15 protein-coding genes are annotated in these 15058 nt (G+C 61.5%); 9 read left to right on the plus strand and 6 right to left on the minus strand.

Features of this window, described 5'->3' with window-relative positions; genetic code table 11:
• Window positions 1-27: 27 nt before the first annotated feature.
• The 3 genes from gor to AC13C2_RS08030 form a co-directional block, all read right to left on the minus strand.
• Entirely contained in the window at window positions 28-1386 is a 1359-nt protein-coding gene (gene gor / locus AC13C2_RS08020) for a glutathione-disulfide reductase (protein WP_482886463.1), read from the minus strand.
• Window positions 1387-1482: 96 nt separating this feature from the next.
• On the minus strand, window positions 1483-2271 hold the full coding sequence (rpiA, locus tag AC13C2_RS08025) for a ribose-5-phosphate isomerase RpiA (protein ID WP_092764929.1): 789 nt from the start codon (window positions 2269-2271) through the stop codon (window positions 1483-1485).
• Between the two features lie 28 nt (window positions 2272-2299).
• Window positions 2300-3004 (minus strand): thiamine diphosphokinase, encoded by a 705-nt coding sequence (locus tag AC13C2_RS08030; protein ID WP_482886464.1) that lies wholly within the window; start codon window positions 3002-3004, stop codon window positions 2300-2302.
• Between the two features lie 122 nt (window positions 3005-3126).
• Between AC13C2_RS08030 and AC13C2_RS08035 the strand changes: the two genes are divergently transcribed.
• Window positions 3127-5424: a midas domain-containing protein gene (locus tag AC13C2_RS08035; RefSeq protein WP_482886465.1), complete on the plus strand. Its 2298-nt coding sequence runs from the start codon at window positions 3127-3129 to the stop codon at window positions 5422-5424.
• A 766-nt stretch (window positions 5425-6190) separates the two neighbouring features.
• Here the strand turns inward: AC13C2_RS08035 and AC13C2_RS08040 are convergent.
• Window positions 6191-6436 carry a DUF2842 domain-containing protein gene (locus tag AC13C2_RS08040; RefSeq protein ID WP_092764933.1) on the minus strand — a complete coding sequence of 82 codons (246 nt, stop codon included), beginning with the start codon at window positions 6434-6436 and terminating at the stop codon, window positions 6191-6193.
• A gap of 3 nt (window positions 6437-6439) precedes the next feature.
• Complete coding sequence (locus tag AC13C2_RS08045) at window positions 6440-7735, minus strand: adenylosuccinate synthase (protein WP_482886466.1); 1296 nt, start codon at window positions 7733-7735, stop codon at window positions 6440-6442.
• 148 nt (window positions 7736-7883) lie between these two features.
• On the opposite strand from AC13C2_RS08045, the gene secG reads away from it, so the two are divergent.
• From secG to AC13C2_RS08060, 3 genes are all read left to right on the plus strand, one after another.
• On the plus strand, window positions 7884-8243 hold the full coding sequence (gene secG / locus AC13C2_RS08050) for a preprotein translocase subunit SecG (RefSeq protein ID WP_092764936.1): 360 nt from the start codon (window positions 7884-7886) through the stop codon (window positions 8241-8243).
• A gap of 165 nt (window positions 8244-8408) precedes the next feature.
• Window positions 8409-10052: a CTP synthase gene (locus AC13C2_RS08055; protein ID WP_339646162.1), complete on the plus strand. Its 1644-nt coding sequence runs from the start codon at window positions 8409-8411 to the stop codon at window positions 10050-10052.
• A gap of 73 nt (window positions 10053-10125) precedes the next feature.
• The gene (locus tag AC13C2_RS08060; RefSeq protein ID WP_482886467.1) at window positions 10126-10983 is read left to right on the plus strand and encodes a PhzF family phenazine biosynthesis protein; all 858 of its coding nucleotides are present in this window, start codon (window positions 10126-10128) and stop codon (window positions 10981-10983) included.
• Here AC13C2_RS08060 and AC13C2_RS08065 read toward each other — a convergent pair.
• Entirely contained in the window at window positions 10967-11776 is an 810-nt protein-coding gene (locus tag AC13C2_RS08065; protein WP_092764941.1) for a MipA/OmpV family protein, read from the minus strand. The two genes, AC13C2_RS08060 and AC13C2_RS08065, sit on opposite strands and share 17 nt — an antisense overlap.
• A 116-nt stretch (window positions 11777-11892) precedes the next feature.
• Here AC13C2_RS08065 and AC13C2_RS08070 point away from each other — a divergent pair, with 116 nt between their 5' ends.
• The 5 genes from AC13C2_RS08070 to AC13C2_RS08090 all read left to right on the plus strand — a co-directional run bounded on the left by AC13C2_RS08070 (window position 11893) and on the right by AC13C2_RS08090 (window position 15033).
• Window positions 11893-12675, plus strand: coding sequence for a 23S rRNA (adenine(2030)-N(6))-methyltransferase RlmJ (locus tag AC13C2_RS08070; RefSeq protein ID WP_092764943.1), 783 nt, complete (start codon window positions 11893-11895; stop codon window positions 12673-12675).
• Window positions 12676-12678: 3 nt separating this feature from the next.
• Window positions 12679-12972 carry a DUF1330 domain-containing protein gene (locus tag AC13C2_RS08075; protein ID WP_092764945.1) on the plus strand — a complete coding sequence of 98 codons (294 nt, stop codon included), beginning with the start codon at window positions 12679-12681 and terminating at the stop codon, window positions 12970-12972.
• A 52-nt stretch (window positions 12973-13024) separates the two neighbouring features.
• A complete protein-coding gene (locus AC13C2_RS08080) occupies window positions 13025-13486 on the plus strand; it encodes a tellurite resistance TerB family protein (protein WP_092764947.1) in 462 nt (153 codons plus the stop codon).
• A complete protein-coding gene (locus tag AC13C2_RS08085) occupies window positions 13483-14190 on the plus strand; it encodes a PhnD/SsuA/transferrin family substrate-binding protein (protein ID WP_482886468.1) in 708 nt (235 codons plus the stop codon). Before AC13C2_RS08080 ends, AC13C2_RS08085 begins: the two co-directional genes overlap by 4 nt.
• A 69-nt stretch (window positions 14191-14259) precedes the next feature.
• Entirely contained in the window at window positions 14260-15033 is a 774-nt protein-coding gene (locus AC13C2_RS08090; RefSeq protein ID WP_482886469.1) for an ABC transporter ATP-binding protein, read from the plus strand.
• Window positions 15034-15058 lie beyond the last annotated feature (25 nt).

Here is a 15058-nt window from a genome sequence, read left to right on the forward strand (position 1 = left end):
TACAGATTGGTCCCGCGACCTAACATATCAAGCAAGGTCCCGCACGGGGTGTGTCATCGTCACCAATTCCTCGGCCATCGTCGGGTGGACGGCGCAGGTCCTGTCGAAGTCCGCCTTGGTCGCTCCCATCTTCAGGGCAATGCCGATGAACTGGATCATCTCTCCCGCACCGGGGCCGACGATGTGGATGCCCAGTACCTTGTCGGTCTTTTTCGAGACCAGCATCTTGAACAGCATCCGCTCCTCTCCGCCGACGAAAGTCGTCTGCATGGGGCGAAAAGCGGTGGCATAGACCAGCGTCGGTTCCTGTTCGCAGGCTTCTTCCTCGGTCAGGCCAATGGTGCCCATCTCGGGCTGGGTAAAGATCGCTGTGGGGACAAGCGCATGATCGACGGGGGTCTTGTTGCCCTGAAACACGGTCTGGTGAAACGCGACACCATCGCGGATCGCCACGGGCGTCAATTCGACGCGGCCTGTCACGTCGCCAATCGCATAGATCGACGGAACGGCGGTCTGGCTGTACTCGTCGACGCAAATTTCACCCCGCCGCTCCAGCTCGACGCCCAACTCTGCCAGACCCAACCCGCCGGTATTCGGATTGCGACCCGTCGCCCAGACCAACAGATCGAACTCCTCTTCGTGGCCGTTGGAACCCTTTACCCAAATCCGGTCGCCGCGCTTTTCGATTTTCATCGGGGCGCAGCCGGTGTGAATCCTGACGCCACGCTGCTGCATCGCGTCGCCGATATGGCCCCTCGCCTCCTCGTCGAATCCGCGCAGGATCTGTGCGCTGCGCACGAACATGCTGACCTCTGACCCGAGGCCGTTGAATATGCCCGCGAATTCGCAGCCAATATAGCCTGCGCCCACGATCAGCATCTTTTTCGGAAGCTCGGGCAGATTGAACAGGTCGTCCGACATAACTCCAAGATCGGCGTTCTTTATGTCTGGCAGTATCGGATGACCGCCCACGGCAACAAGAATGTGTTTGGCGGTGTAGGTGGTGCCGTCAGCCAATTCAACGGTATGCGCGTCCATCAGCACGGCACGCTGATCGTGGATCGTGACGCCTGCCTTCTGTAGATTCGTGCGATAGATTTGTTCGAGCCGATCCAGTTCGGCATTGAGATGCGTGATGAAATGCGGCCAGTCGAATTTACCGTTCGAAACATCCCAGCCGTAGTCTTTCGCCTGCTGCATCAGTTCGGCATAGCCCGAGGCAAAGACCATGAGCTTCTTCGGAACGCAGCCACGAATGACACAGGTGCCGCCCATGCGGCTTTGTTCCGCCAAGCCGACCTTGTGTCCATCCTGTGCCGTCAGTCGCGCGGCCCGCACACCGCCCGAGCCGCCACCTATAACGAAGAGGTCATAGTCGAAGTTCATTGTAGATCCTTCCGGGAATGTCGCCGTGGTGGGATATCTGCGCGGGCGCGCACCGCACGCGGCCTCGTCGGATTACGGATGCGGCCTTGCCGCACCTCAGTCCGCGATCGCCACGAAGATGTTGTCATCGTCCTGGATATCGACCTTTTCGTAGGTCACGGTTCCATTGTTGATATCGCGCACTTCGACACCGCCATCCGCATCGCCCATGATCACCACGTCGCAGATATCCAGAAACAGCCCATTCTCGACCACACCGGGTATTTGGTTCAGCACAAGCGCAAGTTGCCGCGGATTACCGATACGACGCAGATGAAGATCGAGGATCAGGTTGCCCTCGTCTGTGCGATACGACGCATCGCGGTTCAGGCGCAGGGTGACCGACCGGCCCGCGACGTCCATGCCGATCAGCGATTCCTCGATCAACGCCTTGGTAGTCTGCCAGCCGAAGGGAATGACCTCCACCGGCAGGGGAAAAGCGCCAAGATGATCGACCTGTTTTGACTTATCGGTAATGACGACCATCATATCCGAGGCTGTCGCAACGATCTTTTCCTGCAACAGTGCGCCACCGCCGCCTTTGATCAACGCCAGATCGGGGTCGAATTCGTCGGCACCGTCAATCGTCAGGTCCAACCACTTCACGTCTTCCAGCGTGGCAATCGGAACACCGCATTGACGCGCCAGTTCCGCCGTGCGTGTCGAAGTCGGCACGCCGGTCACGCGCAAACCGTCCTGACGGATCATTTCGCCCAGACAGCGAACCATCCAGGCGGCGGTGGATCCGGTTCCCAGGCCGACCCGCATGCCGTCCTGAACATAGTCCAGCGCGCGGCGGGCCGAAACGTATTTGGCCATGTCGATAGGGTTCGGTGTGGCGGACATCGCTGCGCTCCTTAAGATCGTCGCTGTCTTATAGACGGGAGATCGCCGCTCCGCGAGGGGTTGCGTCCAGCGATTTGAGCAGGGTTGGCAGTACATCCGACGGAAGGATCAGCGCCATTGGCCCGTCCAGTCGCAAACGCACGTGCCCGATGACTTCATTCGAGGTTCCGGTACGCATGGTGGGACCGAACTCCAATCCGTCGATCGGCCAGCGCAGCCCCTCGGACGTGCCGCGCACCGGACCCATCGGCCAGAGCGACAGGCGCGTACCGGCCTTCAGTGCCAGATCAAGCGAAGGCGGCGCGATGCATATGCAGTCTTCTTCGCCCAAAAGCACGCAATTCGCACCGCTACGAACCATTTCGGTCAAACACGACAGAAAATGATCGACGCGTGCACCGATGAACCCCACCGCAATGGTTAGGGCTGCGGGACTGATGCGCAGCGCCTTGGCAAAATCTGTGCTATTCTGTTCGGCGATGTGATGCAGGCGGTCCGCAAAAGCAGAACGTGCGGCATCCGAGATCGAATCGAGGTCGCCGATCACTGTTTCGGGAACCATGCCTGCGGCAAGTGCGGCATCTGCACCGCCATCCACCGCAATGAGACGGGGCGCGCGACTTAAAGCTTCTTCAAGGGTTCGGATGGTAACAGGCGCCCCACCGACCAGTGTTTGCCCTTCCAGGGTTGGAGGTATGTCGTCAATGAGACCAATTCGTTTCGAATCTGGCAAGAATCCGCCCTCGGCATCGTCAAATGGTCCCGATCCGGGCACGATTTGAATGGAATCGTTTGTTTATGTGCAAGGTGAAGTGAAACAGGATTCCCTCGCGGGAATAAAGTGGAGGCGCCCCGATGGTCCCCGACAAAAAGATTCTCACCGTTGCCTACGGCACGTTTTCCTGCACCCTGGAAGGGTTTGACGATCCGTTCAGTACGATGACAGGCATCGCGGAATATTTCCGGGATCTTGCTGCGGATGACCGATTCTTCGGTGCGGAACCTCCTACCCCGGATATGGCAATGCTGCGCATGATTGCGGAAACCCGCGCCAAGCAATCGGTCGAGGCCAAGCCCGAAGACGGCGGCATACTGCTGCGTCCATCGGCGATGCCTGCCGCCGATGCGGTTTCAGCCGCATTCGATGCCCGCGAAGCCCCCGCCGATATCGCAGCCATGGTACTGGCCGATAAGGCTGAAGCGGTATCCGAAGCTGACGCCGCCGAAAAAGACGACGTCGCCACAGAAGGCAGGAGCGGCGAGATTGACACCGGACAGGACGATGCGCCTGAGGCTGATACCGTATCGGCAGGGCCGGACGAAAATGCAGTTCAAGCCGATGTTGCGGACGCTTCCGACAGTGTTGCAGCGAAACTGGCGCGTATCCGTGGTGTGGTCGAAGCTGATCGCCAGTCATCCGCTGTCTATGCCGAAGATGAACATGCCGACGACATGATGGATGATGCGTCCTACGAGGATGACGGCTACGACGACGCGCCGATGGCAGACGACACGCTTGCCGCTGCGTTTGCCGCCGATGCGCTGGACGATCTGCCGACCGATGCTACCGTGGAGGATGACGATCTGCCGACCGATGCTACCGTGGAGGATGATGGGTCAGAGGAAGCGGACGGCGAGGACACGATGGCCGCTGATCTGGCTGCCATACTGTCGTCCGATCTGGATAAGCCTGCCGAAATCGAACCGACCGAGGAGGCGATTGAACCCGCCGCCCCTGAGACAGTCATTACCGAGGACAGCACGCCCGTCGAAGCTGCCGGAAGCGGGACCGAGACCGACGATCAGGAAAACGACGCACAGGTCGAAGACGATACGGACCCCTCCAATGGGGAAGATGCCGAAGCCGCCGTGCCCCGCCGGATACGGATCCGGAAAATTCGCCGCGCCGAGGCTGCGGCCAAGCGGGCCGCCGAGGAAGATGCCGCCGTCGTGGAAACAACCGAGCTTGAGGCAGAAGATGCGTCTTCCGTACAAGCTGCGCCGCCCGAAGTGGCCGAAGATGTTGCTGCATCCGACGAGGATGAAGGTGACGAGCTGATGGCCGAACTGGCCGCCATCGAAGCCGAACTGACCCTTGATCCGATCAATGCGACGGGCGAAACGGCGATCCCGGCCACGGAAAAAGCTGCCACGCAAAACGCGGCCGATGAAGACGATGACTTGATGGCCGAACTGGCCGCGATCCGTCTGGACGAGGGCGATGACCTGACGGCCGAAGATGAAAATGACGGTATCGTAAGCTCGATTCTCGGGATGGACGACGAGGACGACGACGCAGATCTCGTGGCCGCCCTGCAGGACGACGATGCCGAGCATGATGCCGTCATCAAAGACTCTGCGCCGAAGCATGACGATCCCGTCGTGGAAGATGCCGAGGAAGATCTTGCCCATCCGGTCGCCGAAAACGATCCGAGTTCAGAAAGCGGCGGCGATCTGGTGGAAGATGAAGAAGAACGCGCCGCAGTCCCTTCGGACCCCGACATGGAACGTCTGTTCGCCGCCACAGACAGCCGTCTGTCGGGCGAGGACACGTCGCGCCGCCATGCCAACATCTCGCACCTGAAAGCCGCCGTGGCCGCCCGTCGTGCCGACGGTCCTGTCGAGACACAAGACCAAGACGATACCGGTGCCTATCGCGCCGATCTTGCCAGCACAGTTCGTCCGCGACGCAAGGTCCCCGCCGAAGGCCGCTCCACCCCGCGCCCCGAACGCCCTGCACCGCTGGTCTTGGTGTCGGAACAGCGGGTCGAAGACGCCACACCTGCCGCCGAGCCCGCTCCGGTTCAGCCGCGCCGCGCGCCGCGCACCGCCGAGATGGAAGTTCGTGACGACGCGCTGATGGGAGCTGAAGACTTCGAAGCCTTCGCAGCCGATGTCGGCGCCAGCGATCTGGCCGACATTCTGGAGGCCGCTGCGGTCTACAGCGCCAAGGTCATGGGGCAGGACAATTTCTCGCGCCCCCGTCTGTTGCATCTGGCTGCCGAAGCGGTCGACGACCTGAGCCGCGAAGATGGTCTGCGTGGTTTCGGTCAGCTTCTGCGTGACGGTACGATCCGCAAGGTTAGCCGGGGCACATTCGCCCTGGCCACCGACAGCCGCTATTCCGATCAGGCCGAGCGTCGCGCGGGCTGAACCTGCGGAAATCAACTTCAGAAGGCTCCGTCGTGCAACCGGCGGGGCCTTTTCATTTGTCCTATCGGGTTTCGTAGTTGGTCTTGTCAAAAGGTGGGTGCTGACTTGTGCCGCCCAGTCAAACCGGACTTGCAAACCGGTCTTTCGGATGTGTCAGGTTGACATAATCTCGCGCCAAATCAGCCTAAGGCGGCGACACGGTCTGTTGTCTTGGAAAAAATCTCCTCGGCCAGCCAAAAAACCGGATTGGCATACGACGTCTGGATAGTGTCGACGATTTCCGCATAGCGCCAGTTGCTGCTTGAATGGCCCGGACCCGTCGATCGTGGAGGGAAATCGCCGGACTTCTGGGCTGAGAGCGCCAAACTTCATGCGCGCTGCTCGGGAACTTTGCCTCGAGACGCTCATGATCAACGGGTCATTCGTGCTGTTGGAGCACTCGCCATCGGGTATATGGATGCTGCTGAACCCGATCGAGGCTTCGACATGCCGTAGCCGCAAGTCGACAACCGGGCAGAGCCCCTGCGCTGTGGACCTCGGGTGTGACCATCATATAGGTCTTCGATCGCATCGGTCAGCGGGTTTGCCATGGCAGACAGCCCAGGCAGAGTCGCCCGCAATCAGCAACCGCATCGCGCCCATCAACTCCAGGCCTGCAAACCGGCAAAATCAGCAGTTTGAAGGTGAGGCTCTGGCCTTGATGTCGGGCAAGACACAAGACACCCGGGCCACTGATCGCAGCATAACGGCACATCCATGCAACGGATCAATCGGCATCACCTTCAGACGCATCCGGATCTTCGCGACTTGTGCCCAGAAAGATCGGTTTCAACGGGAAGAACGCCACCACGCCCAGCACGATATAGATTGCCAGCTCGATGAGCAGCGGCGGCTGCCCCCAGCGGTCGTAGATTATCCCCATGATCCCGACGACCAACACGATATACAGCGGCAGCCCGACGACGAGGATGAGAAGCGAAAGACGCTTTCGGGTCTTGTGTGACAAGGCCATGGGTCAGTCCTCGAACGGATCGGTTACCAGGATCGTATCCTCGCGTTCTGGCGAAGTGGAAAGCAGGGCGACGGGGCACTGAATCAACTCTTCCACACGGCGGACGTATTTGATCGCCTCCGCGGGCAGGTCGGCCCAGCTGCGCGCACCTTCGGTCGATTGCGACCAGCCGGGCATTTCCTCGTAGATCGGGTTGCACCTCGCCTGTGCGTCCGCCGCGAACGGCAGATGATCTATGGTCTTGCCGTCCAGCTCGTACCCGGTGCAGATTTTCAGCGTCTCGAACCCGTCGAGCACATCCAGCTTGGTCAGCGCGATCCCATTGACGCCCGATGTGGCGCAGGTCTGCCGCACCAGCACGGCGTCGAACCAGCCGCAACGGCGCTTGCGGCCTGTTACCGTTCCGAATTCGTGCCCGCGCTCGCCCAGACGCTGACCGTCGGCATCGTCCAGTTCTGCCGGAAACGGGCCTTCGCCGACGCGGGTCGTATAGGCCTTGACGATGCCCAGAACGAAGTCGATCGCGCCCGGTCCCATTCCTGTGCCGGTAGCGGCCTGACCCGCGATGACGTTGGAGGACGTCACGAAGGGATAGGTGCCGAAGTCGATGTCGAGCAGCGCCCCCTGCGCGCCCTCGAACAGAATGCGTTTACCAGCGCGGCGCTTCTGGTCCAGCACCTTCCAGACGGGTGCGGCATATTCCAGAACGGCTGGCGCGACATCGCGAAGCGCAGTCAGCAGCGCATCGCGGTCGACGGGCTCCATGCCCAGGCCACGACGGAGCGCATCTTGGTGCGCAAGCGCGCGGTCGACGCGGGTTTCCAGCGTTGTTACATCGGCCAGATCGGCGACACGAATGGCACGGCGACCGACTTTGTCTTCATAAGCCGGGCCGATGCCGCGTCCTGTGGTGCCGATCTTGGTTCCCTTGGCCGAGGCCTCTTCCCGCGCGCGGTCCAACTCGCCATGGATCGGCAGGATCAGCGGCGTGTTTTCGGCGATCATCAGGGTCTCGGGCGTGACAGTGACGCCCTGTTCGCGCAACTGGTCGATTTCTTTGATTAAATGCCAGGGGTCCAGGACCACACCGTTGCCGATGACCGACAGCTTGCCGCCCCGCACGATACCCGATGGCAGCAGCGACAGTTTGTAGACCTTGCCATCTATGACCAGCGTGTGGCCCGCGTTATGCCCTCCCTGGAACCGCGCGATCACATCCGCGCGTTCCGACAGCCAGTCGACAATCTTGCCTTTGCCTTCGTCACCCCACTGGGCACCGACCACCACTACGTTCGCCATTGCAGGCCCTCGATCCGGTTGAAACCGTTCCCCCCTAACCCGGCCCGCGGTGACAGGGAAGCCTTGCAAACACCCATCGCCGCGCAGGGCTTGCGGGGCCGCTCCGCAGACAATAGGTAGCCCAGCGAACAAGTCTGAGCGGGCCGCCATGGAAAACGTCATCCTCGTCATCCACCTGATCATCGCATTTTGCCTGATCGGGATCGTGCTTTTGCAGCGGTCCGAGGGTGGCGGCATGGGTATGGGCGGGGGCGGAGGCGGCGCGATGACCGGGCGTCAGGCAGCCACGGCGATGACCAAACTGACCTGGGTTCTTGCGATTTCGTTTCTGGTTACATCGGTGACGCTGACGATTGTGGCGGCACAGAACGCGGCCGGCGGATCGGTGGTCGATATTTTGCCGTCGACCCCCGAGAATAGTGTGTTGGCCCCGGCGCCGCCCTCGGGTGACAGCCTGCTGCCACCGACGGCGGGGGATTCTCCGGCAGTGCCGCCGCGTTCTGAATAAGACCCGACGGGCATATCTAGACAGGACGGGACGAAAACTCTCAGGATATAGCGGGCGGCGGTTGCGGCCCGGCATATTGTCCTGTTATTCTCAAATCCCGTGATTGACGATTTTGGGCCGTGATTCTCGGCCCCGGATTCAGGCGTATTCGCGGGGGCATCTGGCATGGCACGATTTATCTTCATCACCGGCGGGGTCGTATCTTCGCTGGGCAAGGGGCTTGCCTCGGCGGCCCTTGGTGCGCTGTTGCAGGCACGGGGATACACGGTTCGGCTGCGCAAGCTTGATCCCTATCTGAACGTCGATCCGGGAACGATGTCGCCCTTCGAACATGGCGAGGTCTTCGTGACCGACGATGGCGCGGAAACAGATCTCGACCTTGGGCATTATGAGCGGTTCACGGGTGTGGCGGCGCGGTCGACCGATTCGATCAGCTCGGGCCGGGTCTATTCCAACGTGCTGGAGAAGGAGCGGCGGGGCGACTATCTGGGGAAGACAATTCAGGTCATTCCGCACGTCACCAACGAGATCAAGGATTTCATCCGCATCGGCGAGGATGAAGTCGACTTCATGCTCTGCGAGATCGGCGGCACCGTCGGCGATATCGAGGGCCTGCCCTTCTTCGAGGCGATCCGTCAGTTTGCGCAGGAAAAGGAGCGCGGTCAGTGCCTTTTCATGCATCTGACGCTACTGCCATTCATTAAAGCTTCCGGCGAATTGAAGACCAAGCCGACGCAGCATTCGGTCAAGGAACTGCGATCCATCGGCCTGGCCCCCGACATCCTCGTCTGCCGATCCGAAAGTCCGATTCCGACTAAGGAACGCGAAAAACTCGCGCTGTTCTGCAATGTGCGGCCGGATGCGGTGATCGCGGCGCAGGACCTGAAGTCGATCTACGAAGCGCCGCTAGCCTATCACCGCGAGGGTATGGATCAGGCCGTGCTGGATGCCTTTGGCATTTCGCCTGCGCCCAAGCCGAACCTGGACCGATGGGAAGATGTCGTCGACCGTATCCACAACACCGATGGCGAGGTGCGCGTCGCCATCGTCGGTAAGTATACGCAGTTGGAAGACGCCTATAAATCCATCGCCGAGGCGCTGACCCATGGTGGCATGGCCAATCGCGTCAAGGTCCGGATCGAGTGGATTGATGCCGAAGTCTTCGAGAATGAAGATGCCGCCCCGCATCTGGAGCGGTTGAACGCGATCCTTGTGCCAGGTGGCTTTGGCGAAAGGGGAACCGAAGGCAAGATCAAGGCCGCGCAATTCGCGCGCGAGCGCAAGATCCCGTATCTTGGCATTTGTCTGGGGATGCAAATGGCGGTGATCGAGGCGGCCCGCAACATGGCCGACATGGGCGACGCCGCGTCCGAGGAATTTTCCGAGGGCGTCGACCCGCGCAATTTCACGCCCGTCGTCTATCACCTGAAGGAATGGGTGCAGGGCAACGCCAAGGTGACGCGCGCCAAGTCCGACGACAAGGGTGGCACCATGCGTCTGGGTGCCTATGACGCGGTGCTGACCGAAGGATCTCGCGTTGCCCAGGCCTATGGCGGCATCGCCATCGAGGAGCGGCATCGCCACCGCTATGAAGTCGACATCAAATATCGTGAGCAATTGGAGAAGAATGGCCTGCTCTTCTCCGGCCTTTCGCCCGACGGTCGCCTGCCCGAAATCGTCGAGGCCAAGGATCACCCTTGGTATATCGGCGTGCAGTTCCACCCGGAGCTGAAGTCCAAACCTTTCGCACCGCATCCCCTGTTTGCCGATTTCGTGCGAGCCGCGAAGGAGCAATCGCGGCTGGTGTGACCGTCGCCAGAGAGAGTGGCTTACGCTGAAACCGGCCTATGGATTGCGCGTAACTCCAACACGGGAGAACACCTTGATAGACCTGCCCTTTCAAGTCTGGGACGTATTCACCGACGCGCCTTTCAGCGGCAACCCGCTGGCAATCGTCGAGACATCAGGCGACCTGACGGCGGCTCAGATGCAGTTGCTGGCGCGGCAGTTCAATCTGTCCGAGACGATCTTCCTGATGCCGCCTCGCGACCCGATGAACACGGCGAAGGCGCGCATTTTCTTTCCGACCGCCGAAATCCCATTCGCGGGGCATCCCACAATCGGCGCGTCGCTGTTCCTGGCCGCGCGCGATGATCTGACCGATCTGGTGCTGGAAGAAGAAGCGGGCCTCGTGCCGGTCACCGTCCGCGACGGGATGGCGCAATTCACCGCGCCCGTTCTGCCCGCGCTGCATGGCGGGCCAGTGGCTGTGACGTTATGCGCCGAAGCTTTGGGCCTCTCGAAAGATGCAATCGGCCCGCATACACCCGGCACCTTCGCGGGCGGGCCGGCTTTCGTCTACATTCCGGTTCGCGACCGCGATGCGCTGGCCCGCGCCCGTCCGATGGAACCGGCATGGACGGGCCTCATGGATAGCGCCGGAGTGGATAGTGCCTGGGTCTACGATCCGGATCTGAACGCGCGGATGTTCTCGCCGACCGCGGGCATTCCCGAAGACCCGGCGACCGGGTCCGCCTGCGCGATCTTGGCAGCACAGCTTCTGGCAAACGGGGCTTTGCCCGATGGCACGACCGTGCGCACGATCCGGCAGGGCGACGACATGGGACGGCCCTCGCGCATCTGCTTCGAAGCAGACGTCGCAATGGGAAAATTACAGGCGGTCAGAATTTCGGGACGGGCCGTGCCCGTCGCCGAAGGGCGGATCAGAAGCCCAGGGTGAAGCGGCGTGTGATGCCGATGCTTGCCGAAACCTGATCGTCGTTCATCGTGATCGGGCTATCGGCGGCATCGCCCCGCAACTTATCGTAGCTGACGACAGCATCGATGCCCCAGTTGTTGTCAAAGCGATATCCCGCACCGAATTGGACCCCTGTGGAGATAAGCCCGCCACCGGCATTGAATTCGGTAAAAGCACCGCCGCTTGCCACTTCTTCCCCAGCGGTCACGCCGAAATAGGTCGAGGCATAATCGCTGTCGCCAAACAGGGCGCGCGGCCCCATACGCAAGGTCAGACGGTCGGTCGGGCGCGCAAAGACATCGGCCCCAAGCTCGCCCACGAAGGCTTCGTGGCCGACGACGCCATAGCGCACGTTGCCGAAAACCTGGTAATCACGTGTCGCATATCGCAGCCCTGCGCCCAATTCGAGTGAAGCGTCGACATCGTTGAGGCCGGCAAGCTCGGGGCTGTCTTCTGCCGTCCGCTCGCCGATGTAGCGGAACGAGCCGTTGATGCCGAAGCCGGTCGGAACGAACAGCGGGTCGGGGTCGCCGAAGGTGAAACCACCCAGACGCAGATAATTGACACCAAAACCCAGCGCCGGAGCCGCTTCGTTCGAGTCGGCACCGAAATATTCCGGCGCGGTCGCCACGCCGCCGCGCAGGGTGAATCCAAGGGCGGGGCCCTGACTTTGCGACGAAAAGACGGGCGAGGCCGGATCCTGCTCCTGCGCCGTGACAGCGGCGGAGGTTGCAATCAAAGCAAGGGCAGCGAGTGTTGGAATGAAGCGCGACATGCGAATCCAGATGCAGAAGGTTAGTTAGTGTCTGACTATCATATGGGGTCGGGATCGCACGAGCAAACTCGTCTCGCAGCTTGCGTCGTTGGTGCTCCGCCGATAGCCCACGGGCCATGCTGTCCTATCAACACGCCTACCACGCCGGAAACGCAGCCGATGTTCACAAACATTCGCTTCTTACCGTTGCGCTCAACTATCTGACCAAGAAAGATAAAGCTCTCAGTTATATCGAGACGCACGCGGGGCGCGGTTTGTATGATCTGACCGATGCGGCCGCACAGAAAACGGGTGAGGCTGCGCAGGGTGTGGCGCGAATGCTGCAGTCATTTCCCCGCGATCACGATTACGTTGAAATGTTGGGAACTTTTCGCGCGACCCATGGCCCGGATGCCTATCCCGGATCGCCCCTTATCGCGGCACAACTGCTTCGCCGATTCGACCGGATCGACCTTGCGGAACTGCATCCTGCGGAACATGCCGCGCTGGTTCAGACAATGCCGGTCAGCCCGAACACCCGTATCCACAAGCGGGACGGTCTGGAAATGGCCAAGGCCTTGACGCCGCCCGATCCGCGCCGCGGTCTGATGCTGATCGACCCGTCCTGGGAAGTGCGCGACGATTACGTCCGGCTGGCGACCTTGCTACCTTTGCTCCATCGCAAATGGGGCGTCGGAATCCTGATGATGTGGTATCCGCTGCTGGCCGACCGTCGTCATGCGCCAATGACCCGCGCCCTGCGCGAGGCCATACCCGATATCATGATCCACGAAGTCCGCTTCCCGCCCGCCCGCGACGGGCACGGCATGGTCGGATCGGGCCTTGCTGTGGTAAACCCACCATGGGGCCTGGACCGTGAGGCGGCCCGTCTGACAGAAATCTTCACAAGGAGCGGCTGAGCGATGACCAAAGGATATTGGATCTCCCATGGGCGCGTCGATGATCCGGCGAAATATGACCTTTATCGTGCTGCGAATGCAGCCCCGCTTGCCGAGTTCGGCGGTAGGTTCCTGGTTCGCGGCGGCGATCGCGTGACCAAGGAAGGCACGGCCAAGCCGCGCACCGTGGTAATAGAATTTCCCAGTTATCAGGCTGCCCTGGATTGCTACGACAGCCCTGCCTATCAAGAGGCGATCAAACTGCGCCAAGGCATCAGCGAAAGTGATCTGGTCATCGCCGAGGGCTGGGCCGGTTAACAGCTTCGATGCGGACTGGTCTCCGGGTGGTACTCGTTCTATATGGCCCGCCATGTTTGCTGACCTGCTGCGCCGCCTGACGGCCCCCGAACCCGATCGTCTGCCGGAACCCGATGCCCGCCTTGCGCTGGCCGCACTGATGGTGCGCGTCGCCCGCAGCGACGGCGATTATGACCCGGCCGAGATTGCCCGTATCGACCGCATTCTGACGAAACGCTACGGTCTCGGCCCCGAGGCTACGGCCAATCTGCGGGCGCAGGCCGAAGCGCTGGAGCAGGAGGCCCCCGATACCGTCCGCTTTACCCGCGCCATCAAGGGTGCCGTCGATCTTGAGGAACGCAGCGCGGTGATCGAGGCGTTGTGGTCTGTCGTTCTGGTGGACGGCGAACGCGACGCCCAGGAAGACAGCCTGCTTCGCCTGTTGGCGAACCTGCTGGGCATCAACGACCGTGACAGCAACATCGCCCGCATACGGGCCGAAGAGGCCATACATCCTCGCAACAGTCAGGCGTGATCGCCAGCCTCGCCTGGTATCCGGCCACGCATTCGGCGTGGGACCGGCTGTGGGATGCGACGCGGGCCGGACTGGGCCCGCATCTTTCGGATGCACCGACCCGACTGACATGGCCTGTTGATTTCGCCAGCCATTGGCGTGCCCCGGACCTGATCCTGTCGATGACATGCGCCCTGCCCCTGCAACTGGGCCTGTTCGACCGCGTCCACATTGTCGGCACTCCAATCTGGGATGTGCCCGGACTGCCGAAGGGGCATTACGCCTCGCACCTTGTGACACGCGCCGATGACGGACGCGCCCTTTCGCGGGCTGCGGCATCGGGCATTGCCGTGAACGCGCCCGACAGCCAGTCGGGATGGGGCACCCTTGTTGGTGCCGGATTGACGGGACCGTCCATCGTGACCGGCAGCCATGCCGCCTCGATGCAGGCCGTCGCCTGCGGGCGCGCCGATCTGGCCGCCATCGACGTCGTGACCTGGGCCATGATGGGCGGCGATGCCCGATTGGCAATCCGGGACACCACCCCACCTACGCCCGCGACACCGTTCATCACCGCGAGAGCCGACCTGGCAGCACCTTTGCGTGTTGCGTTGGCCCAGGCGATTGCGGATATGTCGGCGTCGGATCGGGCCGCGACGGGCCTGTCTGGCCTGACCCGCTTGTCCGACGCGGTTTATGCGCCCCTACTGCGTCGCAGCGCATGACGCACCGACTCCATTGCATTCCCGTGGAAATTACGGCGTAAACATCAAGTCCAAAGACCCGAGGCCCGTTTGTCACAAGCCCCGCCCGTGATCGAAATCCGCTCCCTCCATAAGGCCTATGGTCAGCTGGAGGTTCTCAAGGGCGTCGATCTGACTGCGCGCCAGGGGCAGGTAATCTCGCTGATCGGATCGTCCGGTTCGGGCAAGTCGACGCTTCTGCGCTGTGCCAACCTGCTGGAAGACAGCCAGCAGGGCGATATCCTGTTCTGCGAAGAGCCGGTGAAATGGCGCGGGACCGCCCATAACAGACGCCCTGCCGACGCCGCCCAGATCACACGGATTCGCACAAACCTGTCGATGGTATTCCAGTCGTTCAACCTCTGGTCGCACATGACGGTTTTGCAGAACGTGATGGAAGCGCCGGTCCAGGTTTTGCGCCGCGATCCGAAGGAGGTCGAGGAAAAGGCCCGCATGTATCTCGAAAAGGTCGGGATCGGCGACAAGGCCGACGCTTTTCCTGCGCAACTCTCGGGTGGTCAGCAACAGCGGGCGGCCATTGCACGCGCGCTCTGCATGGAGCCTAAGGCCCTGCTGTTCGACGAACCTACCAGTGCGCTGGACCCCGAGCTGGAGCAGGAGGTCATCCGCGTCATCAAAGATCTGGCTGTCGAAGGACGTACGATGGTCATCGTCACGCATGACATGGCGCTGGCCCGCGACGTGAGCGATCACGTCATCTTTCTGCATCAGGGCCTGATCGAGGAAGAAGGTGCGCCCGACGCCCTGTTCGGCACCCCGAAATCCGAACGGCTTCGCGGGTTTCTGTCCGCCAAGTCACACTAGTTCATCCGCCAACCCCGACCAACCG

Source organism: Jannaschia sp. L-14R (assembly GCF_056857695.1).